This window comes from Chitinophagales bacterium, from assembly GCA_017303415.1.
Classification (GTDB): Bacteria; Bacteroidota; Bacteroidia; order Chitinophagales; family Chitinophagaceae; genus SpSt-398.
The window spans coordinates 2380759-2403735 of sequence record JAFLBJ010000001.1; the positions used below are offsets into that span (position 1 = coordinate 2380759).

A 22977-nucleotide genomic window follows, 5' to 3' on the forward strand; every position below is an offset into this window, starting at 1 on the left:
GAAATGAAGAAAATAGGTTTTCGTCCAAATCGTCAATTACTCTTTCGTTGATTTCCCTGGTCGGATTGATATGATCTAATTTACACCCCTATTTCAGTAAAAACAAGTGATTTTTATGCACATGACCAATATCAGAAGCTCACCTGACGGAAAGTTTATATACAATTTTGATCCCACCGGGAAGATAAGGAGAAGGTACACCTTCGGATTCCCAGGGGAGTCGTTCGTCATCCGTACCAAAGACAGGTATGGTAGTTGGAGGTATTCCTTTTGCCTTGAATTGATGGAATTTTACACCCAATCCTGCATATAATTCCAAAGATACAGGACCGCCATTTCGGGAGAGGGGAACTTCGAATCCTCCCTTTAGGGCTATGCCCAATTCCTTCTTTACTTCCTTATAATTCACCAACATATAGTAAGCGCAGTTTCCCTGAATGCAGTTTACCCCAACTGTGGTTTCCTTCCGGTACTGAACCTGTTTATATAAAAGGTCGAACGCATGAAAAGTGCGCCTTAATCCAAATAAAAAACGGTTTGTATGATATCTGATTTCCTGGCGCCATTTCCATCCACGCAAATTTTCCCCATAACCTAAACGTTGGTAAGGGTCCAAAAACAAATACCCAGCCTCCCCTATCACAGTCCATCGGGGAGCAAAACGATAACCTGCCCCGGCATTGATTCCCGCATCTGCATCGATCAATCCAAGTGGATGAAAACGAATCGTCCAATCCCCTTTTTGAAATAATCCTTGTCCGTTGGTTTGAAGCGTACACATCATCAGCCAACAAAGCATTAAGGCAATAAATTTTGGCGTCATACTAATTTTGTAGAGACGAGACTAACTGAGGTTGTAAAGGATTGGTGCCAATATCATACAACCTAAACCCGCCTGCAACCTGCGCGATCAAAATATTCCCATAGGGAATGACATCATAAAAGGTTTCACCTGTGATCAATCCCAGGTCTATCGGATTGTAGGGTTGAGTAACATTAAAAATATGCAGGCCTTGCTCTCTTTCACATACATATAGCGCACTGTCTTTTACACCAAGCCCTTGGGGGGAGTAAAGGTTCATCACATTTTTTAAGACTGGCAGGGCCGGGTTTTTAATATCATATACCTGTAAGGCCGAATTACCCAACCCACCCCTGCCGCTACAGGGACCTGTAAGTTGAACACGAAGTGCTGCATAAGCAACGGAGTCTTTTACATAGATGGGGTCACAAGCCATCGACAGCGTATAATCTGATTTGGAAAGTCGTTGGGGCCTTGCTGGATCTTGTAAAGAATAGATATACATGGAGGAGGAAGACCCGATAAAAAGTTTATCCTGGTACGGGAAGATCGTTTCGATATTCAAACCTACCTCTGTTATATCCTTATACACAGGCCGGTTGGGATCGGTAATTTCAAATGATTTCAGGCTGGTATGGTCCACTACATACAGAAAATTACCAGCAATGGTAAATCGGGCCGTTGAACCCCCTGCACCCGTTGGATTGGCCGCCAGCGATTCCCCTGTTTTGGTACAGGAAATGGGTATGACCAGTATCAAAAGGGTTGAAATGGTCATGAATAAGGATAGTTTGTTTTTCATTTCCAGCAGCGGGGGTTGGTGAGCGTTTGTTTTTTCCAGCTAACTATAATGCCCTTCCCTTCCTGCGGGCATTCAAACCAGGTGGTTTCGTGAGTGACCGTATTGGAAGGTGGGCTTTGGGTGATCAAATCAGGAAATACATTTTCTGTCCGGCTGACAAGTTTTATATCATTCAGGTTCCGGATATCGATCACCACCAGATCAGCCAGGTTGTTGGTATAAAGAAACCCGCTCTTTTCGGTTACCTCTTTACATAAAAAGGATTTGATAAATGCCAGTTTCCGGGGGTTTTGCGGATCAGCATAGTTGATTACGTGGATACCGGAATCAAGTTCAACTTGAAACAAGAGGCTACCCGTAGTGTATAATTTGCCCCCATTGATGATCGTACGTGGTGCAGTGGACGTAATCGTCTTTAGTTCAGCCAGGTTGGTGGCATATACCGGTACATAACCTTCCACTTGTCTGGGTGGTCCGGAGTCAACAGGGTCGCAGGAAATGATGGAAAAAACGATACATAGGGAGTAAAGGAAAGGTAATGGCCTTTTCGTCATAAAGCAGGTTTGAGGCTGTGACCTCAAATATAGGGAGAGGTTTAATGAGGGATGAAAAAAAGATGACGGAGGACAGATGAATGATGACAGTTGTTATACAATTCTGTCATCGGTCATCCGTCCTCCGTCATCAAACTTCGATCCTCAGATATTATCCTCTTTTCTTCCTTACAGTTGTTCTTTGGGCTTTTACTTTACCACCCCTTCCACGAACGGTGGTGGTGGTTTTAACGGCTTTATTTCCACGCGGTCCTGTAACCGTGGTACGGGTACGGGTCACACGGTAATGGTTAACAGCGGTAGCGTGCCGGGTACGCACGTAGACCGAGCTGACCCGGACAGGGCGGTAAAAGGCATGACAGCGGGCAACACGATGGGTGCGGACTACCACGAAATGACGATGATGGAAGACCCGGCGGGGGTGCCAAACAGACCAGGCAAAGGGTCTCCAGGGCCGGTACCAGGTGGGGTAATAATGCCAACGCCAGGGAGAGATCCAGGGCCGGTAAACAGGTCCGTACATAAACCTGACAGAAGGCCAGAACCAAACATTGACCACAACCCGTGCAGGTGTGTACAATCCCGATACCGCATAGGGGCCCTTTCCATCTTCTTCAACCTCATCTCCCCCATTGGGTTCCACGATCAATTCTTCTCCAAAAATTTCTTCATCCCCAATGATTTGCAGGACGGCGGAGGTATCTCCGGTCTTTTCGATCTCGATCACGGCAATGTCCTGGCTTTCATTTTCTGAAACAGGTACCTGTAGTACCAGAGCATGCATATCTTTTTCCGATTTATCTACTACCCGGATATAATCCACTTCCCCATCCCCATTCAGGTCCAGGTTATTGACATTATTATCCGATGTATTGATCAATTTTTCAAATTCCTCAGGGGAACCTGCCTTTTGGAACATGGCGAGGGCTCCTTCAAGGCTGAACTGATCGCCTGGGGTTCCGGTGGAATCCGGGCGGTCTGTCTCCTGGGCCAAGGCATTCAGGCCCAATAAGGTGGTAAGGGTCATAGAGAGTACGAAACGGGCTGCTTTCATAAAAAAAGTTTTCAAATAGACTGGATTTGGAATAGTAGGTTTAACGAAGGCCCCAATTAGTTATTGCTTATAGGAATAGGGCAGTTTGCCTATATTCGCAGTCCCCCATGATCTCCCAAAATTCCATACAGGAAATATTGAACCGCATCGACATCATTGATGTTGTCGGGGGATTTGTGAAATTGAAAAAACGGGGTGCTAATTATCTCGGACTATGTCCTTTTCACAATGAAAGGACGCCATCCTTTACCGTTTCGCCAAGCAAAGAGATCTATAAGTGCTTTGGTTGCGGCCGCAGTGGCAATACCATCAGCTTTGTGATGGAGCACGAGAAATACAGCTATGTCGAGGCCTTACGCTGGCTCGCCACAAGGTATGGGATCGAGATCGAGGAGACCTTTGCTTCGGATGAACAACGGCAGCAGATGCAGGTGGCCGACAGCCTGTACATCATCAACCAATTTGCGCAGCAATTTTTTACCCGTATCCTCTTTGAATCTGAAGAAGGGCAGGATATCGGGCTGAGTTATTTCAGGGAACGGGGGTTTCGGGAAGAAACGATCCGGAAATTTCAATTGGGTTATGACCCCGAGCAACGGGATGCCTTTGCCAGTGAGGCCCTCAAAGCCAAGTATAACCCCGAGCTCCTGGTGAAGTCGGGGTTGGTGGTCTTCCGAAATGAACAATACCTGGACAATTACCGGGGCCGGGTGATATTCCCGGTGCATAATCATAGTGGTAAGGTATTGGGATTTGGCGCTCGTATTTTAAAGACCTCCGACAGGGCCCCTAAATACATCAACACTCCGGAGAATGAGATCTATGTTAAGAGTAAGATCCTTTACGGGTCATACCAGGCCCGACCGGCCATAGATAAAGCGGATGAGTGCTTATTGGTGGAAGGGTACACCGATGTGATCTCCTTACACCAGGCGGGGATTGAGAATGTGGTTGCCAGCGGGGGTACCTCGCTCACGGTGGACCAATTAAGGTTGATCCGAAAATATACCAACAACCTGACGATCCTCTACGATGGTGATGCGGCGGGTATCAAGGCCGCTTTGCGTGGACTTGACCTGGCCCTGGAAGAGGGACTGAATGTGAAGCTGGTACTCTTACCCGATAAAGAAGATCCGGATAGCTATGTCAATGCTGTAGGGGCGGCAGCTTTTACCGCCTATGTCAACCAACATAAAAAGGATGTGATCCTTTTTCAGGTAGACCTTGCCCTACGGGATACCGGTGATGACAGCACCAAGAAGGCCGCCCTGGTCAACCAGGTGGCTGAGACCATATCCCGGATCAATAAAACGGAAGATTTTACCAAGCAGCAGGATTATATTCAGCAATGCGCCAACCTGCTTAAGATCGAAGAAGCAGGGCTGCACGCCCTCGTAAATAAGTTCATCCGCGAACGGGTGAACGCCATGGAACGGAAACAGGCCAACGAGGAAAGGTTGGATACAGCCCTGCCTGGTCAGGTCAGGGAGCCCGGAAATTATGATGATGCCACTTTTAACCTGTTGTTTCGGGATGACCTTCAGGAAAAAGAATTTGCACGGGTATTGCTTGAATTCGGAAAACGGATGATGGAGAACCGGGATACCGTAGCCCATTACCTGCTTACGGAAATGAATGACGAGGAACTCTTTGATAACCCAGAAGTCCTGCACTTGATGCGTGAGTTTCGTGACTATGTAGACAAAGGCAGGGAAATACCGGACAAAAGCCATTTTATCTATCACCCGGACCTGAAGCTGAGTTCCTTTGCGGTTTCCCTGCTTAATTTTCCCTATGAGGAAAGTGAACACTGGAAGCAGGAGCACAGTCAATCCACCGGTTACCAGCGTCAATTGTTTGAGCAGCGGTATGAGGATTTTATCCGTACCGTTGGTGTGGGAAATGAAAAGGAATTGCAACAATACCTGAAGATCCAGGAAGACAGGACCCTCGAGGCTGTTGATTCTGCCCTTAACTACCTTAAGCTTAAAAAGATCCGTCGCCTGCTGGTACAAAACCAGGAAGACCTGGAAAAGCCTCATACTCCCGAAGAATACCTCAGCATACACCGGGCTCACGAGCACCTTAAGCAAATGGAGCAGGAACTGACCCGGAAAATGGGTACGGTGATCTTAAAATGAAGAACCCGCGATAGGTATTTCCTTCGCGGGTCCGGTTACTTACTAATAATTTAAAATCAGGCTTCGATGGCGGCTGCCGGCTCGGCATTGCGCATCCTGACGGAAACTGAACGCCCGGGTTTGTCAAACCGGGTAGCACTCCATACATGGTCGAGCACCACTTCTTCTCCACAGGAATAACCGGCGGTCGTCAGCTTGTCCCAGCTGCAGCTGCGGTTCAGATCGGTAACGATCTTGGAAGAAGACTTTGGTGAAGCGATCCAAAGCTTGGAATCACTCTTCAATGCAGGCATTACCTCTTTCAGAATGCTGTTAAGCTGAGATTCGTTTACGGCAAACAATAACGCAAAATCGATCTTCCGGCTTTTCAGCAGCGGGGTCACGTTTTTAGCGAAAGAAAGCTTGCAAAACTGTTTCTCAATGGAGGAAGGTAAACCCTGGATCAGAAGATTTTTTTCGTCAGCCAGATCCAACTTTTCAAAAATCGTTTGTGACATACCTTATTAAGGGGTTTTAAGGGGTTTCCGATACAATCCAGTAATAGTTATGGGGTAGGTAGCGGACTCGCAAACAGGCTGCAAAAATACAAAATAAATACCGGAGTTCTTATATTTTAAAAAGAAATATCCCTTTAAATGCCTGATTTAAAGGGATATGCTTAACTGAAATCAATTTTTTAGTGATATAGATGTCTTTTATTTCTGTACTGGCTTATAATAACTTAGGGCTTCTTCCATATACTTCTGAAGCTGTTCGATCCGCTTGCCCTCACTGGGGTGGGTGCTCAGAAATTCAGGTGGTTTCTGGCCACCGCCTGCTTTTTCCATCCTTTGCCACAAGGGAATGGCTTCCTGGGGATTATAACCAGCCATGGCGGCGAAATTCAATCCCCAATGATCGGCTTCCAATTCATGCTTGCGCGAAAAGGGAAGCATGACACCGACCTGGGCACCTATGCCAAAAGCGGTCAGGAATGCGTTTTGTGTTTCGGCGGGCTTACTGGATAAGGCCACCTGCAAACCCATTTGAACGGCCTGTGCCCCGATCTGCTGGCTCATACGTTGGTTTCCATGTTGTAAAAGGGCATGGGAAACTTCATGTCCCATAACTACTGCCAGGGCTGCTTCGTTTTGTGTGATCGGGAGTAAACCGGTATAAACGACGATCTTTCCCCCCGGCATACACCAGGCATTGACTGCGGGGTCGTTGACCAGATTGTATTCCCATTTGAAACCGGTGAGTTTATCGCTCATGTTTTTGGAGGCATAATATTCTTCCACGGCTTTGGTAATGCGTTGCCCTACCCTTTTCACCATATCGGCATCTTTACTCATATTCGTGGCAACAACTTTATTGGCTGATAGGAATTGAGTGTATTCAGTTGTGGCCATGGTCTGCAATTCCGTTTCGGGAAGCAGCGTGAACTGGCTTTTTCCGGTAAGTGCATTTTTAGAACAGGAAAAAACAATTAGGGCGAGCAAAGGAAGGATAAGCTTTTTCACGATGATTATTTTTAGAATAGATCAAACAATGATTGTACCAAACCAGATGAGCTGCACGTAATTAAGGTTGCAGTAAGGTACGATTTTTTAAGTGGATCAGGGTCTGCGGCGTTCCCGGCGGCGGTCACGATGTTTGAGGATGGGAACCTTGCTTTCGCTGCCACGGAGCAGACGGCCGATATTCTTTTGGTGGGTGACCAGTACCATGAGACTGACAGCCACCGCAAAGATCCGGTAGAAGTCATTGTCTACATTAAAGATCACCAGGATAAAAATCGGGAAAGCGATACTGGCGAGAATGGAGCTTAAGGAAACAAATCGGGTGAGGTATAAGACCAATAAAAAGACCCCGACGCAACTTACAGCGGTCAATGGAGATATGCCTAATACAAGTCCAAATATGGTGGCTACCCCTTTGCCCCCTTTAAATTCTGCCCAGATGGGGAAGATATGCCCTACAACAGCAGCCAGTCCAAGGCCAATTTGCAGGTTGGTCATTTGCGTTTCGTGGCCAATATAAAAAGGTAAAAGAAAGGCGAGCCTGACAGCTACGATCCCCTTCAACATATCAACGATCATCACAAATGTCCCCCAGCAAGGTCCAAGGACGCGATAAGTATTGGTGGCACCGGCATTACCGCTTCCATAGTCCCTGATGTCAACGCCAAAAAAGTGTTTACTCACCCAGACCGATGTAGGAATGCTGCCAATCAGATATGCCAGAACTATCAATAACAGTTCGTTCATAGAAGCTTGGGGTTAAAGTTGGAACACAAAGATAACGATTTGAGGGAAAAGTTAATATAAAATTAACCCTCAGGCCTCTTTATCCCTTGAAACTGAGGCATATCCAGCCTGCCTTTTCCATTCGGTCCATGAATTTTAAACCTTCATTTTGGGCCCCGGCCAATATATCCTCTTCATCCGTGGTCAGAAGCCCGCTTAGAAGCATGGTTCCACCTGAAGTTAAACGATCGGCGAGGCTTTTGAAGTGCCCGGTGATTACATTTTTATTAATATTCGCCAGTATAATTTCAAACTGACCTTCCGTGGGTACATGGTCTGCCAGTTCCCATCGGATATGATGGCAATTGTTGGCCTCTCCATTTTCCTGTGCATTTTCCATACTCCAGGTGTCATTGTCAATCCCCAGCACTTTGACGGCGCCTGCCTTTTCAGCCAGAATAGCCAGAACGCCGGTTCCTGTCCCAAAATCAAAGACCTTTTTCCCGGTAAAGTCGATTTGTTCCATACGTTTCATCATCAGCCAGGTGGTGGCGTGATGACCGGTTCCAAAACTTTGTTTGGGGGTGATCACGATCTCATACCGGACGTTTTCTACAGGGGCATGAAACCCGGCCCTTACCGCGCAGAAATCATCAACCATTACCGGTTCAAAGCTCGACTCCCAACGTTGGTTCCAATTGATATAGGGAACAGTGGTTACGGTGTAGTGATCTGTACCGGCCATCGCCTTCAGGTTTTCTTCCTGAAACTCATCTTCCGGTATATAGGCCGAAAAACGGTCTTCCGTTTCCTCAAACCCTTCCCACCCTGCTTCTGAAAGCATGGCAATAAGTATATCCACTTTTTCGGGTGAAAGACCTTTAAAATCGACTTGTATATATGCCTTGTTCATAAAATAAAAAGTGCCTCTGGTTGCCTGGTAAAATTAGCACCAGGAAGCCAAAGGCACTGTATGCGTTTATTCGTGCTTAATTATTCTCCGGCTGTCCGCCCTGGGAGGGGTTATTCTCCTGGCGTTCAGGTTTGGGGATAAGCGCTTTTCTGGAAAGTTTGAATTTACCTGATTTAGGATCGGTTCCGATCAATTTTACTTTGATGCGGTCGCCTTCTTTCAGTACGCCATCGAGTGTTTCCAATCGTTTCCAGCTTACTTCAGAGATGTGAACCAACCCTTGCTTACCAGGCAGGAATTCTACGAAGGCACCAAAAGGCATGATGGATTTAACAGTTGAATCGTACACATCTCCAACGGTGGGGATAGCTACGATACCTTTGATCCAATTTTCAGCCCTTTCCACACCTTCTTTATTTGTACCGAAGATGCTTACTTCACCCATGTTATTCTTCTCTTCGATATTAATAGTGGTTCCGGTTTCACGTTGCATTTCCTGGATCACTTTACCACCAGGTCCGATCACAGCGCCGATGAATTCACGATCAATGAACATCTTCAACATGCGTGGTGCATGGGGTTTCACTTCGGAGCGTGCTTCAGGCTGACAGGCATACATGGCATCCAGGATATGCAGACGACCACGACGTGCCTGGTCAAGTGCTTCACGCATTACATCCATGCTCAGGCCATCTACTTTGATGTCCATTTGCACGCCACAGATTCCATCACGGGTACCCGTTACTTTGAAGTCCATATCACCCAGATGATCTTCATCACCAAGGATATCAGTCAGGATCGCATATTTTCCTTCTTTGCTGATCAATCCCATGGCCACACCTGACACGTGTTTCGGAATGGGAATACCTGCATCCATCAAAGCGAGAGAACCGGCACAAACGGTCGCCATCGAGGAGGAACCATTGGACTCGAGAATATCACTTACGATACGAACAGTATAGGCATAATCTTCGCCGGGCATCATTTGCTTCAGTGAACGCATGGCCAGGTTACCATGTCCAACTTCCCGGCGACCAGGTCCACGCATCATCTTTACTTCACCGGTAGAGAAGGGAGGGAAATTATAGTGTAAAATGAATTTAGAGTAATCTGAAGTGGCTGCACTTTCAACCAGCAATTCGTCGAGAGGCGTACCCAGGGTGACCGTGGTCAGGGATTGAGTTTCTCCCCGGGTAAAGAGTGCAGATCCGTGTGGAGTGGGTAATACGTCTGTCTCCATATCGAGGGGGCGAACCTGATCCAGTTGACGGCCATCAAGACGAACCCGGTCATTCAGGATCATATCCCGTACCACATGGTATTGAAGATCGTGATAATAATTCTTGGCTTTTTTAGCGATCGTATCATCGAGCTTCTCTCCTTCGGCAACATTGTATTCTTTCGTCAGGTATTCGATCAATTCCGTTTGAATGGCATCGAATTTATCAGACCGCTCGTGTTTTCCAAGGGCAGATTTGGAAACTTCGTACACCTTAGGTTTAGCAAAGCCTTCCACTTTTGCGAGCAAATCAGTGTCTACCACAGGAGGCGTCACTTCACGTTTTGGTTTTGCACCGGTCATTTGCCTTAATTCTTCCTGGGCTTTGATCTGGATACGGATGGCATCGTGGGCGATTCCAAGCGCTTTTACCAGGTCTTCTTCCGAACACTCCTGTGCTTCCCCTTCCACCATCATGATATTCTTTTCGGTGGCAGCAATGATGAAATCAAGGTCAGCTTCTGTCAGCTCACTTCGGGTGGGGTTTACTTTGAATTCTCCGTTGATACGTGCAACACGTACTTCGGAAAGGATCTCCTGAATGGGAACATCCGATACGGCAAGTGCGGCAGAAGCAGCCAGGCAAGCCAGTGAATCGGGCATTACTTCCGCGTCGGAAGAAACCAGGGTCACGAGTACCTGAACCTCACAGAGATAATTTTCGGGGAACAGCGGACGAAGTGCCCGATCGATCAGTCGGCTGATCAAGACTTCGTAATCGCTTAACCGGCCTTCTCTTTTAAAAAATGATCCGGGGATACGACCGGCAGAAGCAAATTTCTCCTGATAGTCTACTGTAAGCGGGAAAAAGCTTTGTCCTTCTTTCGCCTCTTTGTTAGCCACCACTGTAGCCAGCAGGATGGTATTTCCCATGGATACAGTAACTGCGCCGTCGGCCTGGCGTGCCAGGCGACCAGTACCCAGGGTGATCTGACGACCATCGCCCAGGTCAAATGTTTTATTTATAGCTTGAGATAACATGAGTATTGTGTAAAGTAAATGAAATGCAAAAAACCCTCCTGAGTGGAGGGACTTGCGAATTGAAATATGTTTACTTCCGGAGGCCGAGCTTCTCGATCAGGGCGCGGTAACCAGTCAGGTTGTGCTTTTGGAGATAGGTAAGCAAACGTTTTCTTCTACCTACCAGTTGCATCAGGCCACGGTGGGTGGAGAAATCTTTTTTGTTGGCCTGGAGATGGCCGGAGATCTGGGTGATTCGCTCAGTCAACAGAGCGATTTGGCCTTCAATTGATCCGGTGTTTCCTTGTTTTCCACCGAATTCAGCGATAATGGAGGCTTTTTTTTCTTTTGTTACAGGCATCTTTGTTTTTTTTTAGAATGTCATCCGATTAAATATCCGATTATTTAAGGCGGCAAAGGTAGTGGATTTCAAGGGAAAAACCAATTTGGACCAGGATTTGGGGATTTGCCGTATGCCTAGGATTTGGGGCACCCGGATGAGATCTGCATCACTGGAATCCTGGATGGAGTGGGATCACAATATACACGACAAGTAACCACCCGCGAAATCCGGAAAACCGGGAAATCCCTGCTAGCTAAATACCTAGAAACCACTACTTTTGACCAATGGAAACCGCTTCGTATTCCGAATCTACCCGGAATATCCTGGGTCTGCAATTGCCTACCGATCCGCGTTGGGTGGACCTGGCCGGACTTTCCCTGGAAGAAATCCTGACCGACCATGCCTGGTGTGAGCAAAAGGCGGCAACTTCCTGTATCTCAATTATTCAAAAAAACAGTGATAAAAGTGACCTGGTCGCGGCCCTTTCCCCGATTGTAACGGAAGAATGGGGGCATTTCCGGATGGTGCTGGCCGAGTTGAAGAAACGAAACTTATCCCTGGGACCTCAACGGAAGGATGAGTACGTCAACCAGTTGGTTGATTTTCATAAAAAAGGAGGCCATTGGAAGGACCGCTTTCTGGATAGCCTGCTACTGATGGCTTTGATCGAGGCAAGAAGTTGTGAACGGTTTAAACGACTGAGTGAGGGAATTGATGACCCATATCTTCAACAATTTTACCGGCGTTTCATGGAAAGTGAAGCCGGGCATTATACGCTGTTTATTGACCTGGCGGAAACCTACCTCGATATAGAAAAAGTACGTAAACGCTGGAAAGAATGGCTTGTTTTCGAAGGTCAGATCATTCAAACGCTCAAAGTACGCGGTGACCGCATCCACTAATACAAAAAATGATGATTGAAAAAACCTTAGCCTATATCCATCCCAATGGGAAAGAAGTTTTCAAAGTTGTGTTGACCAACCAAAACGGGATGCGTGTAAACATCACCAATCTTGGTAATATCATTTCCGCATTGGAATTCAATGGAGTCAATCTCGTGCTGGGATTTGAAGACCTGAAACATTATCTCTCACCGGCCTATCTGACCTCCTACCCTTTTCTCGGTGCCGTAATCGGTCGTACCGCTAACCGTATCAAAGACGGCAGGTTTGAACTAGATGGTAAATCTTATCAGTTGGCCCAAAACCTGGGGCGTGACAGCCTGCATGGGGGAGTTGAAGGTTTTGATAAAAAAGTATGGGAAATAATAGCGATCAACGAAGAAGAGAATAGCGTGCGGTTTCGGTACAAGAGTCCGGATGGAGAAGAACATTTCCCCGGCAATCTAATCATAGACCAGGAGTATAAACTTACCGAGTCCAATGAACTGATCATGGATTCATTTGCCGAAACAGATGCTCCTACCCTGATCAACCTTACACACCACGATTATTTCAATTTAAATGGAAGTGGCAGTATAGGAAAACATCGGGTACGGATAAATGCCAGGGAATACCTGGGTCAGGATGATCAACTTGTAGCAGACGGAAGAAAGATACCTGTTGAAGGCACCGTTTATGATTTTCAAACCACCAAGGAGGTCCTCGCTAATAAGCCGGAGTATGACCAAAGTTTTTGTATCCAGGATGCTGATGGTAGTTTGCAATTGGCCGCCGAAGCCACGGGAGACGTTACTGGCATTTCATTACAGGTGTTGACCACTGACCCCATTGTTCATTTATATACCGGAAGCGGACTACCAGAACTGGAGTTTGATGGTAAAAAATATTTCGGGCCAAGTACCGGTTTTTGTTTTGAAACCCAGAAAGAGCCCAATGCCATTAATATACCTGGTTTCTCCAATACAGTGTTAAGGCCGGGGGAAAGATATTTTCAGCGGGTGGTGTATGGTGTGAGACGTGAGGCGTGAGACGTGAGACGTGAGTTGTGAGAAACCTCACGTCTCACGTCTCACGATTCACGAAACTCACCTCTCACGCCTCACGAAGCTCACGTCTCACGAAGCTCACGCCTCACGAAAATACTCTATCTCCTCCCTCAAATCCACCATTGGATATTTCTCCTGTAATGCCTGGGCGAGTTGAAGATGTTGTTGTAAGAATTGTTGGTGTGCCTTAGTTGCTGCCTGAAAGGCTTTGTGATTTCTGGCTATGACAATTTTTCTGATCTCCTGGCTTAGCCATTTGGATGGTTCATCGACCATGCTATCCATGAATTTTTCCATCACAAACTGTGTGGCGGGATAATTGGGATGAACCATATCAATATCATAAAACCGATAATCCCTCAACACATCGATCACGAGTTCATAAGCCGGGAAATACCAGGTGTTGTCAAATTTATTGACCAACTGATGAACAGATTCCAATAGCCGGGCTTTACTTCGGTTGTTCTCAACCACGCCATCCCGAATATGCCGTACCGGGCTTATGGTAAAGATCAATTTCAATTCCGGGTTAAAGGCGCGCAGCCGATGGATCAATTGATCAAGAGCGGCCGTAGTTTCAGCGATCTCCATCATGTGCTTTTGAAACCATTGCCCGGGTGCCCGATGGCAATTAGCCACAGCTGAACCTGTCGATAAGGAGGCTTTATCCGCCTGATCGGTCAATCTGTAACTAAAGGAAGAACCCAGGGTGATGATCAGCCACTCTGCCTGACGAAGAAAAGCGTGCGCATTTTCCTGCGACCGGTTGATTTCTTCAAGACATTCTTCCTTCCTCATATGCGAAAACCGGGAATGATGATGCCAGGTCGCCCAAACCTCATTCAAATAGAACAGGTCATTGGCAGTGTACTTTTTTCCCTCAATGTATGATAGAAGACTATGACAAACACTGGCCGGATCGAAAAGGATGCCATGAGGATTTTGCAATACATCAAATTTCAATTCCTGCAAGGCCTTTCCAATGTGTTCGGTAAAACAGGACCCTATGAGCATGATCTTTTGCCCATACCGAATCTGTTCCTCCGGCTTTTTGATCTGAATATCTAGTTGAAATTGCATGTGGTTTAGCTGCTTTATTCCTGCTCCCATTTACTGAAAGATATCTTCTGCCATCGGAAGGCTATCTAACAACACCTGTTGATCTATCCCCATGGAAACCCCTTTTTCCCGAAAGAAGGAAACGATATTCAATGTATCCAAATTTCCGACCAGTTCATCATCAGCCATGGGACAACCGCCAATACCCTTGATGGCACCATCAAAGCGACGACATCCTGCCTTCCAGGCTGCTTCCAGTTTTTCTTTCCAATTGTCGGGGCGGGAATGCAGATGAACACCGATTTCAGTTCCGGGAAAGGATTCCACGAGGTAGCCGGTCATATCATACACTTGTTCCGGTGTGGCAATGCCCACTGTATCCGCCAGTGAAATGATGCCGATATCCATGCCTACAAGTCGGTTTACCCATTCAAATACAATGTCCTCATCATACGGGTCGCCATATGGATTTCCAAACCCCATTGAAATATATACCACGAGTTGCTTTCCTTTTTCAACACACAGATCCTGGATATCAGCCACCCGTTCAATGGCAGTTTCCATGCTTGCCTGGGTATTTCTTTGCTGAAATGTTTCAGAAACGGAGAAGGGAAATCCAAGAACATCGATCTGTTCAAAGGAGGCGGCTTGCTCTGCACCACGCAGGTTGGCAATGATCGCAAGTAATTGGGTGGATGAACCCGATTTATCCAATCGGGCAACTACCTCCGCAGTATCTGCCATTTGAGGAATGGCCTTGGGCGAAACAAAACTTCCAAAATCGAGGGTGTGAAAACCTACCTTCAGAAGTTGGTTCAGGTAGCTGATTTTCTTTTCTGTCGAAATTGGTTTTTTCCAACCTTGCATGGCGTCGCGTGGACATTCAACCAGATGAATACGCTGTTCAATCAAGGTAAACGTTGTTTTAATGCTTCATAAAGTATCATTCCCGCTGCTACGGACACATTCAGGCTTTCAAAATTTCCTACCATGGGGATCTTCATGGTTTCATCACAGATCTTCATCAGGGCCGGATAGACGCCCTTTTCTTCCCCACCCATGACGATAGCGCAAGGTTCTTTAAAATCACAATCAAAGAGTGTTTTTTCTGCGGTCATTTCGCTGGCAAATACACGGATTCCGTTCAGGTGCAACTCATCTACTGCTTTCATCAGGCTGTTGACCCGGCAAACAGAGATCAATTCAAGGGCTCCGGCTGATGCTTTTATCGCATCTTCCTGCAAGGGAGCCACTCCTTTATCCGGTATCACCAGGGCCTGTACGCCCATACAAAGGGCAGTACGTGCAATGGCCCCAATATTCCGCACATCGGTGATACCATCCAATAACAGGAACAAGGGGGTCTCCCCTTTTTCCACAACAAAACTGATCACCTGCTGTAATTCGAGGTATTGTATGGCCGCGGTAAAGGCAATTACGCCCTGGTGGTTTCCCCGGCTTATGCTATTTAATTTCTCTGGCGGCACATATTGTATCGGCACCTGGTGGTCCTTTGCCAATTCCCGGATCAAAGCAATGGAATCACCGGATGCATTCTTTTGCATCAATATCTTATCAATCGCTTTTCCTGACCGGATGGCTTCCACCAGCGGTTGTCTTCCTAATACCAGCGAAGATTTCTTGGGTCTTGGTCTTTTATCCGATCTCTCCATTCAGTAACATGAGTTTAACCTTAATAATAGCAGCCACCGAGATGGCATCTGTGATCTCTCCCTTTTCTACCATGGCAAAAGCCTCCTCAAAAGGTAATTTTCTAACCATCAATTGTTCTGTCTCTTCTGGCATGGCCTCCCCCTGTTTTAAATCGCGGGCGAGGAACACTTCGCTGATCTCATCGGAGCAGGAATTGGAGAGGTGCATGGTAAGGATTTTTTGCCAGGCCAATGCTTCCATTCCGGTCTCTTCTTTTAGTTCGCGTTTTGCTGACTCCAGCGGGTCAACCCCCATTTCTCCACCACCTTCGGGTATTTCCCAACTGTATTGGTTCAGGGTGAAACGATATTGCCCAACAAGATAAGTGTTCCCGTCCTCATCCAAAGGCAAAACACCAATGGCAATATTTTGGAAATGCACTTTTCCATAGATTCCCTTCCCTCCATTGGGGTTCAATACGTCATACTCCGTCACCTTGATCCAGGGATTCTCATAGATGGCTTTTTCGCCCAATATCGTCCAGGGGTTGGTGGATTCCATACTGTGAAATTAAAAAACCTCCCCGGTATGGAGAGGTCTTTCTTTATAAACTTCTTTTTGGTGAAAAAACCGCCGGACTTATTTCAATCCAAAAGCCCTTTTCACTTTGTTTACATAATCCAGTTTTTCCCAGGTAAACAACTCAACGGTCACTTTTTTCTCATTGTCTTTCCCTTTGTTGAAGGTTTTTACTACCTCTTTTGGCTCACGACCCATATGACCATAGGCGGCTGTTTCACTGTAGATAGGGTTACGTAATTTAAGGCGTTGCTCGATGGCATACGGGCGCATATCGAAGATCTCTTCTACTTTGCGTGCGATCTCTCCATCGCTCATGTCTACTTTAGCCGTGCCGTATGTGTTTACATACAGACCACAGGGTTTAGCTACACCAATGGCATAGGAAACCTGAACCAGTACTTCATCACAAAGACCGGCAGCCACCAGGTTCTTGGCGATATGGCGGGTAGCATATGCGGCAGAACGATCCACTTTGGAAGGATCTTTTCCACTGAAGGCTCCACCACCATGTGCCCCTTTTCCTCCATAGGTATCTACGATGATCTTTCTTCCGGTCAGACCAGTATCTCCATGAGGCCCGCCGATTACAAATTTGCCGGTGGGGTTGATATGGTAGGTGATCTTATCGTTGAATAATTTACGGAGTGAAGGTTTCAGTTGTTTCTTCACCCGGGGGATAATGACTTCGATGATGTCTTTGCGGATCTGGTCCAGCATTTGTTTATCGGTGCCAAAATCATCGTGCTGGGTAGATACCACAATGGTGTCTATACGCACGGGTTGGTTATTGTCATCGTATTCAATGGTTACCTGGCTTTTGGCATCCGGACGCAGGTATTTCAATTCTTTTCCGGCACGACGGGTTTTGGACAATTCCTGAAGGATCTTATGTGCCAGGTCAAGGGCCAGGGGCATGTAGTTATCCGTCTCTATTGTAGCATAACCAAACATCATACCCTGGTCGCCGGCACCTTGTGCGTTGGCTTTGGCTTCAAAGCTCAATTTCTTTACGGTACGGTCAACACCCCGATTGATATCGGCGCTTTGCTCATGAATGGCTGAGAAGATTCCACAGGAGTTGGCTTCGAACATGTATTCAGCCTTGGTGTATCCGATGTTACGGATCACTTCCCGGGCAATATCCTGAACATCCAGGTAGGTTTTCGATTTCACCTCTCCGGCCAATACCACCTGTCCGGTAGTAACGAGGGTTTCGCAGGCGACTTTTGACTGCGCATCATAAGCCAGGAAATTATCGATCAGGGCATCGGAAATCTGGTCGGCTACTTTGTCAGGATGACCTTCTGAAACACTTTCAGAGGTAAAGAGATAGGGCATGTTTGTTAATTGTAATTAAGCAAAAAGGTTTGGGCGCAAAGATAATAGCCCATTTGATACTTTACCAATGAAGTTCAGACTAAATTTTAGAGTAGATGATCCGTAGTTTCATTCGCCGGGTGGGGTGAGCCGTACCACCGAGTCTGACCCTGCCCGTAACATAATTATTGTTCAGGGTTTGGACATAGTTGGTAAAATTGCCCGAATTATCAAAGTTATTGAGCCGGATCGAGTCGGTACTATACCTGTGCGACATCATCCTGAAATCCATGACCTTCTGCCCTTCAGTTACGATTTTTTGTACATAACGGGTGAGGTCAAAGCTCCAACGGGCCACATCTTTACCCGATCCATTGGGAACGGTGTTACCATAGGAGCCAAATGAAGCCAGGTTCAGGGTACCGCTTCCACCTGGGTAGAGATCATAAGGGATGACCCGGTAACTACTGATGCTGGAGTCGTAGGCATCCATCCAGATGGATTCCGGGGCGAAGAAAATATCATCACTGGGGTCATATATCTGTTCGGCCACGAGCTCTGCCCGGTGAACCAAACGGTTGCTAACATTTTGAAGACCAGGGATTTTGATCGTTGCGTAGGATCCCGGTGAGTTGATCAGATAAACAAAATCATCCGCCGCAGGGGAATTGGCAGCTGCTTCAAGGGGTGAACCTGTGAAGTCACGCTTCACATAATTATGTGAGGCACAACCAATGGAAGAAAATATGCTATAAGGTGAAAATGTAAAATAGCTGACCGTTGTATCCGGCTGGCCATTCTTTGGATATCGATAGTAAAAGGCCAGTTTGGTATTGGGTGCATTGGCCAGGGCAAAGGCCATCAGGGCATTTCCCGATCCGGCCGCAGATTCAATGGCTAACCCTTTAAAATAGGTGTTCAGTAATGAATCACTTTTATAGGCACCTCCTGCGGTCGAGTCATAATCCAGCATGCGTTGTCCAAAAAGATCAGACAGACGAATACGGAGTTGGCTGACCGTAGTATCCTTATATGCCTTTACGGTGTCCTTTAAATTTTGCGGAACAATGGTTCTGGAACCCAACAGGTCACCGTTGACAAAGGTGGTAGATTTTACCAGGTAATTCGAATCCGCCCGGAATACATTGGTCGGTATATTCGCGATCTCGTACACGTTGATGGTCTGAGGAATGGTGGTATCACCATAGGCTCCCTTATAATCCAAAACAAGCACCACAGAGTCGATCGTCAGGCTGTCTGCCCGCGCAAAAGCATGGGGAAACAGAGTGGGTTTGAGTTGAAGGTAGATACGGGCATCGGTCTTGCCAAAGAAGGGATCATTAGAGATCTGTCCCAGAAAATGTATCTCGGAAGAGAGCATCCGGATTGAATCTTCATTGTCACCGAAAATACCATTGTAAACCTCTACATTCAGGACGGTATCAAAGGTGTTGATATTATCCACTGCAGGGATCAGTCCCGAACCGATATCCGTAAAGGCATTAATCCTTTTACACGCGGTAAAGATGGTGACGCCGGAAAGCAGGGAAACAATAAGGAAAAAGAGGACCAGATGCTTGTTCTTCACGGGGTTATAATTATTTTACCGGTATAAATTGGAGGTTGATGTTTACTTGCCTGCAAGGTCGCCATACAATTGCAAATAGTCTGTTAAATCAGACTCTGCATTATATAACAGGGTTTTCTTTCCTTTCACTTTGGTGAATTCCTCCACCAGTTTCTTATCGATCTTTTCATCGCCAAAGGTAATGGCGTCTGCATAGGTGGCTCCCCCTCTGAAAAGGGCAGTATTGGTACCATCCTTATATACTTCCAGGTCCTTTTCCTTGATATTCGCATGGATCAGGGCCTTTTTGAGCAGACCGGGGCCTAATTTTTCCTTGAAGGTATTTTGTCCGATGGTATAGATCACTTTACTGTGGGCAAATACAGGCTCCTTTTTGTAAACGGTTTTGAGGAAAGCGGGCACCAGTCCGGTCATCCAGCCACTGCAATGGATCAGATCGGGAGGCCATCCAAATTTCTTCACGGTTTCGAGGGCGCCTTTACAGAAGAAAACGGTACGAATATCATTGTCGGGATACCATTTTTCCTGTTCATCATGATAAATATATTTCCGCTTGAACAGGTCTTCATTATCCAGAAAATATACTTGCAGGCGGGCATTGGGGAGAGAAGCTACTTTGATCTGAAGCGGGAGGTCATCATTTTCAATCGAGATATTGATCCCGGAGAGCCTGACCACTTCATGAAGGCGGTGCCGGCGTTCGTTGATCACCCCAAAACGAGGCATGATACAGCGCACCTCATATCCATTATCATTCGCTTTTATTGCCAATTTGTTCACCGTTTCCGAGAATTCAGTGAATTCGAGGTACGGCGACATCTCGCTGGCAATAAATAAAATTCTTTTCTTTGCTGACATGTTTTTCGCTGTTTGATTAATCCGCCTGAATTAGCTTACTTGTTGCACAGAAAGCCGCAAAGGTAATTAAATTCTTGCTAATTGCGGGATAAGGGAGCTTAAGAACCACCATACTATACCAAATGATGATCATTTTGAAGCATACCGGGGACTTGAATCGCTATCTGACCAGTCACCGGAAAAGGGGTAAAAAGATTGGATTTGTCCCTACCATGGGGGCTCTTCACGAAGGACATATGTCGCTGATTCGCAAATCCCGGGGAGAAACAGACCTGACAGTTTGCAGCATTTTTGTCAACCCCACACAGTTCAATGATCCGGCTGACTATGAAAAGTATCCGGTCACGCTGAGCCAGGATATTCAAATGCTGGAAAAGGAAGGATGCGATGTATTATTTATGCCCTCCCGGGACGAGATCTACCCCTCGGGCACCCGGGAATTAAAGACCTATGAACTGGGTTTTCTTGAAACAGTTTATGAAGGAAAATACAGGCCCGGTCATTTCCAGGGGGTTTGCCAGGTAGTGGAAATTCTGGTTGCTGCCGTAAACCCCGATCTGCTCTATCTTGGACAAAAGGATTATCAACAGTGCATGGTGATCGCCCGCATGCTGGTCATCACCGGTCGTCAGGAAATAGAACTCCGACTCTGCCCTACCCTTCGTGAACCAAATGGATTGGCGATGAGCAGTCGTAACCGGAGATTATCTGCGGAGGAAAGACAGCAGGCGGCGGCTATCCAGGAAGGATTACAAAAGATCAAACAACAAATAAAACCGGGAGAAACCAGTTCCATTACAAATAAAATAACAGATGGTCTTCGGGACCAGGGGTTTCAGATTGACTATTTTGAAGTGGCGGATGCCCGGACACTGGCGCCGGTTACTGTTTGGGATGGAAAAAGCGAACTTGTTGCCCTGGCAGCTGTTTTTCTGGGAGGGGTACGGTTGATCGATAACCTTCTTATCCCTGTCTCAAGTAGTTGATTACGAATTATTCTTAATTTTGTTCCTTATGCAGATACAAGTGCTGAAATCGAAGATCCACCGGGCAGTTATCACGGAAGCCAATTTGAATTATGTGGGCAGCCTGACCCTGGATGAAGATATGATGGACGCAGCCCATATCATTGAGAATGAAAAAGTGCAGGTGGTGAATGTGAATAATGGGGAAAGATTAGAGACCTATGTCATCCGTGGAAAGAGAGGTTCAGGTGTATGTTGCCTGAACGGACCGGCTGCGCGAAAAGGCGCTGTTGGGGATATCGTAGTTGTTATCTCCTATGCCCTGATGGATTTTGAAGAAGCCAAGCAATTCAAACCCTGGTTATTGTTTCCCAAAGAGGGAAATAAGGTTTAATCCCTCCCCATGAACAAAAGGCTGCGTACGATATTTCAATACCTGTTTTTTTTCGGACTGGGTATATTTCTGATCTGGTGGTCCATACGGGGACTTACAGATGATCACAAAGCCCATATACGTTCGGCAGTCAGGGAGGCCAATTATCTCCTCATGGTCCCGGTGTTTGGGATCATGATCCTGGCGCATTTCTTTCGTGCACTCCGTTGGAGATTGCTGATCCAGCCCATGGGGTATCATCCTTCCATTCGAAATACTTTTTTTGCCGTAATGATCGGTTACCTGACAAATCAGGCCTTGCCGAGATTGGGTGAATTCATCAAGTGCACCTTTTTGTTTCGTTATGAAAAGGTACCCGTTGATAAATTGATTGGCACGGTTATCCTCGAAAGGATCATAGACCTCCTTTGTCTCCTGATCGTTTTTGGCATCACCCTATATTTACAACCAGGCATCTATTCCGACCTGATGAACGCCTTTTTTAATTCATCGCCCAATGGCGTTGTGCAGGAAAATAAGATTGAAGGTTGGGTGATCGGTTCGATCACTATCGGAGTAGTGCTGATCGTGATCATTCTTTGGATGTTGGTAAAAAAGAAAACGATTAAAGATGTCATTGAATTGGGGAAACAAATTCTTTTACGAATTTGGAATGGCATCAGTACCATTCAGCATTTAAAAAAACGGTGGGAATTCCTGTTTCTGACCTTTGCCATCTGGTTTCTTTATTTCATTGGAGGATATATAGGTTTTAATGCCCTGAAAGAAACTGCTCAATATGGAGTTCCTGAAGCCTTTTCTATCCTCAGTGCCGGAAGTGTGGGCATGGTGGCTACCCCGGGAGGTATTGGTGCGTATGCGGTGTTGGTACAAAAAACCATGCAGGTGTATGGATTAAATGAGGGCACGGCACTTGCCTTTGGTTGGTTGATCTGGCTGGCACAAACCACAGTTATCCTGCTCGGAGGATTTGCCAGCTTTATCCTGATGCCTCACCTTAATAAGAAAAAACAAAAATGAAAGCGACCGCCCATATCACCCAGAAAATCGTTTCGGTGGATGTATTGATCACCCGCATGGCTGCCTGGAGGGTGACCGGGAAAAAAGTGGCTTTTACCAATGGCTGTTTTGATCTTCTTCATCAAGGTCATATCTATTCCTTATCTGAGGCTGCTCGTCAGGCTGATTACCTGGTGGTGGGTTTGAACGCAGATGGCTCTGTCCGTCGGCTCAAAGGGGAAGGACGACCCGTCAATGACCAATACTCCCGTGCCCTGATCATGGCTTCGCTGGTGATGGTGGATGCAGTGGTTCTCTTTGAGGAGGATACTCCATTGGAACTTATCTCCCAGATAAAACCAGACGTGTTGGTCAAAGGCGGTGATTATACCATTGATCAGGTGGCAGGTGCCAAAGAGGTTATTGCCGCTGGAGGCAAGGTTGTATTCAACCCGATCCTGGAGGGTTTTTCTACCACATCTATCATTGCAAAACTTGCCCGTTAATCCGGGAAAACTTAACATTCACAAAAAGGCTT

The 22977-nt window shown here is 46.5% G+C and carries 24 protein-coding genes; 7 read left to right on the forward strand and 17 right to left on the reverse strand.

Features of this window, described 5'->3' with window-relative positions:
* Positions 1-139: 139 nt before the first annotated feature.
* The 4 genes from J0M30_10240 to J0M30_10255 all read right to left on the reverse strand — a co-directional run bounded on the left by J0M30_10240 (position 140) and on the right by J0M30_10255 (position 3212).
* Positions 140-823, reverse strand: a complete 684-nt coding sequence (locus tag J0M30_10240; protein MBN8667871.1) for a DUF3575 domain-containing protein — start codon at positions 821-823, stop codon at positions 140-142.
* Position 824: 1 nt separating this feature from the next.
* Positions 825-1604 carry a hypothetical protein gene (locus J0M30_10245; protein MBN8667872.1) on the reverse strand — a complete coding sequence of 260 codons (780 nt, stop codon included), beginning with the start codon at positions 1602-1604 and terminating at the stop codon, positions 825-827.
* Positions 1601-2158, reverse strand: coding sequence for a hypothetical protein (locus J0M30_10250; protein MBN8667873.1), 558 nt, complete (start codon positions 2156-2158; stop codon positions 1601-1603). The genes J0M30_10245 and J0M30_10250 overlap by 4 nt, the downstream gene beginning before the upstream one ends.
* 151 nt (positions 2159-2309) lie before the next feature.
* Positions 2310-3212, reverse strand: coding sequence for a hypothetical protein (locus J0M30_10255; protein ID MBN8667874.1), 903 nt, complete (start codon positions 3210-3212; stop codon positions 2310-2312).
* Between the two features lie 107 nt (positions 3213-3319).
* Here J0M30_10255 and dnaG point away from each other — a divergent pair, with 107 nt between their 5' ends.
* Positions 3320-5353 carry a DNA primase gene (gene dnaG, locus J0M30_10260; GenBank protein ID MBN8667875.1) on the forward strand — a complete coding sequence of 678 codons (2034 nt, stop codon included), beginning with the start codon at positions 3320-3322 and terminating at the stop codon, positions 5351-5353.
* Between the two features lie 56 nt (positions 5354-5409).
* Here dnaG and J0M30_10265 read toward each other — a convergent pair whose 3' ends face one another.
* The 6 genes from J0M30_10265 to rpsO all read right to left on the reverse strand — a co-directional run bounded on the left by J0M30_10265 (position 5410) and on the right by rpsO (position 11094).
* Complete coding sequence (locus tag J0M30_10265; protein ID MBN8667876.1) at positions 5410-5850, reverse strand: hypothetical protein; 441 nt, start codon at positions 5848-5850, stop codon at positions 5410-5412.
* 198 nt (positions 5851-6048) lie between these two features.
* Positions 6049-6858 (reverse strand): M48 family metallopeptidase, encoded by an 810-nt coding sequence (locus J0M30_10270; protein ID MBN8667877.1) that lies wholly within the window; start codon positions 6856-6858, stop codon positions 6049-6051.
* A 93-nt stretch (positions 6859-6951) separates the two neighbouring features.
* On the reverse strand, positions 6952-7602 hold the full coding sequence (gene plsY, locus J0M30_10275; protein MBN8667878.1) for a glycerol-3-phosphate 1-O-acyltransferase PlsY: 651 nt from the start codon (positions 7600-7602) through the stop codon (positions 6952-6954).
* Positions 7603-7681: 79 nt separating this feature from the next.
* Positions 7682-8494 (reverse strand): 50S ribosomal protein L11 methyltransferase, encoded by an 813-nt coding sequence (prmA, locus tag J0M30_10280; GenBank protein MBN8667879.1) that lies wholly within the window; start codon positions 8492-8494, stop codon positions 7682-7684.
* Between the two features lie 76 nt (positions 8495-8570).
* Positions 8571-10754, reverse strand: a complete 2184-nt coding sequence (gene pnp / locus J0M30_10285) for a polyribonucleotide nucleotidyltransferase (protein MBN8667880.1) — start codon at positions 10752-10754, stop codon at positions 8571-8573.
* Between the two features lie 70 nt (positions 10755-10824).
* A complete protein-coding gene (gene rpsO, locus J0M30_10290; GenBank protein MBN8667881.1) occupies positions 10825-11094 on the reverse strand; it encodes a 30S ribosomal protein S15 in 270 nt (89 codons plus the stop codon).
* A gap of 266 nt (positions 11095-11360) precedes the next feature.
* Here rpsO and J0M30_10295 point away from each other — a divergent pair, with 266 nt between their 5' ends.
* Both J0M30_10295 and J0M30_10300 read left to right on the forward strand, forming a co-directional pair.
* Positions 11361-11978 (forward strand): tRNA-(ms[2]io[6]A)-hydroxylase, encoded by a 618-nt coding sequence (locus tag J0M30_10295; GenBank protein ID MBN8667882.1) that lies wholly within the window; start codon positions 11361-11363, stop codon positions 11976-11978.
* An 8-nt stretch (positions 11979-11986) separates the two neighbouring features.
* On the forward strand, positions 11987-13006 hold the full coding sequence (locus J0M30_10300; GenBank protein ID MBN8667883.1) for a galactose mutarotase: 1020 nt from the start codon (positions 11987-11989) through the stop codon (positions 13004-13006).
* 96 nt (positions 13007-13102) lie between these two features.
* On the opposite strand, the gene J0M30_10305 is transcribed toward J0M30_10300, so the two are convergent.
* The 7 genes from J0M30_10305 to J0M30_10335 all read right to left on the reverse strand — a co-directional run bounded on the left by J0M30_10305 (position 13103) and on the right by J0M30_10335 (position 20081).
* On the reverse strand, positions 13103-14104 hold the full coding sequence (locus tag J0M30_10305; protein MBN8667884.1) for a GSCFA domain-containing protein: 1002 nt from the start codon (positions 14102-14104) through the stop codon (positions 13103-13105).
* 30 nt (positions 14105-14134) lie between these two features.
* Positions 14135-14950, reverse strand: a complete 816-nt coding sequence (locus tag J0M30_10310) for a hydroxymethylglutaryl-CoA lyase (GenBank protein MBN8667885.1) — start codon at positions 14948-14950, stop codon at positions 14135-14137.
* A 41-nt stretch (positions 14951-14991) separates the two neighbouring features.
* The gene (rlmB, locus tag J0M30_10315; GenBank protein MBN8667886.1) at positions 14992-15756 is read right to left on the reverse strand and encodes a 23S rRNA (guanosine(2251)-2'-O)-methyltransferase RlmB; all 765 of its coding nucleotides are present in this window, start codon (positions 15754-15756) and stop codon (positions 14992-14994) included.
* On the reverse strand, positions 15740-16297 hold the full coding sequence (locus J0M30_10320) for an NUDIX hydrolase (protein ID MBN8667887.1): 558 nt from the start codon (positions 16295-16297) through the stop codon (positions 15740-15742). Before J0M30_10320 ends, rlmB begins: the two co-directional genes overlap by 17 nt.
* Positions 16298-16375: 78 nt before the next feature.
* Entirely contained in the window at positions 16376-17656 is a 1281-nt protein-coding gene (locus J0M30_10325; protein ID MBN8667888.1) for a methionine adenosyltransferase, read from the reverse strand.
* Positions 17657-17735: 79 nt separating this feature from the next.
* On the reverse strand, positions 17736-19223 hold the full coding sequence (locus J0M30_10330; protein ID MBN8667889.1) for a DUF4270 family protein: 1488 nt from the start codon (positions 19221-19223) through the stop codon (positions 17736-17738).
* A gap of 42 nt (positions 19224-19265) precedes the next feature.
* Entirely contained in the window at positions 19266-20081 is an 816-nt protein-coding gene (locus J0M30_10335) for a glycogen/starch synthase (GenBank protein ID MBN8667890.1), read from the reverse strand.
* 125 nt (positions 20082-20206) lie between these two features.
* Between J0M30_10335 and J0M30_10340 the strand changes: the two genes are divergently transcribed.
* The 4 genes from J0M30_10340 to rfaE2 are packed head-to-tail and all read left to right on the forward strand — an operon-like array spanning position 20207 to position 22945.
* The gene (locus tag J0M30_10340; GenBank protein MBN8667891.1) at positions 20207-21067 is read left to right on the forward strand and encodes a pantoate--beta-alanine ligase; all 861 of its coding nucleotides are present in this window, start codon (positions 20207-20209) and stop codon (positions 21065-21067) included.
* A gap of 28 nt (positions 21068-21095) precedes the next feature.
* Positions 21096-21440 carry an aspartate 1-decarboxylase gene (locus J0M30_10345; GenBank protein MBN8667892.1) on the forward strand — a complete coding sequence of 115 codons (345 nt, stop codon included), beginning with the start codon at positions 21096-21098 and terminating at the stop codon, positions 21438-21440.
* Positions 21441-21449: 9 nt separating this feature from the next.
* A complete protein-coding gene (locus J0M30_10350) occupies positions 21450-22460 on the forward strand; it encodes a flippase-like domain-containing protein (protein ID MBN8667893.1) in 1011 nt (336 codons plus the stop codon).
* Entirely contained in the window at positions 22457-22945 is a 489-nt protein-coding gene (gene rfaE2 / locus J0M30_10355) for a D-glycero-beta-D-manno-heptose 1-phosphate adenylyltransferase (GenBank protein ID MBN8667894.1), read from the forward strand. Before J0M30_10350 ends, rfaE2 begins: the two co-directional genes overlap by 4 nt.
* Positions 22946-22977: the final 32 nt, after the last annotated feature.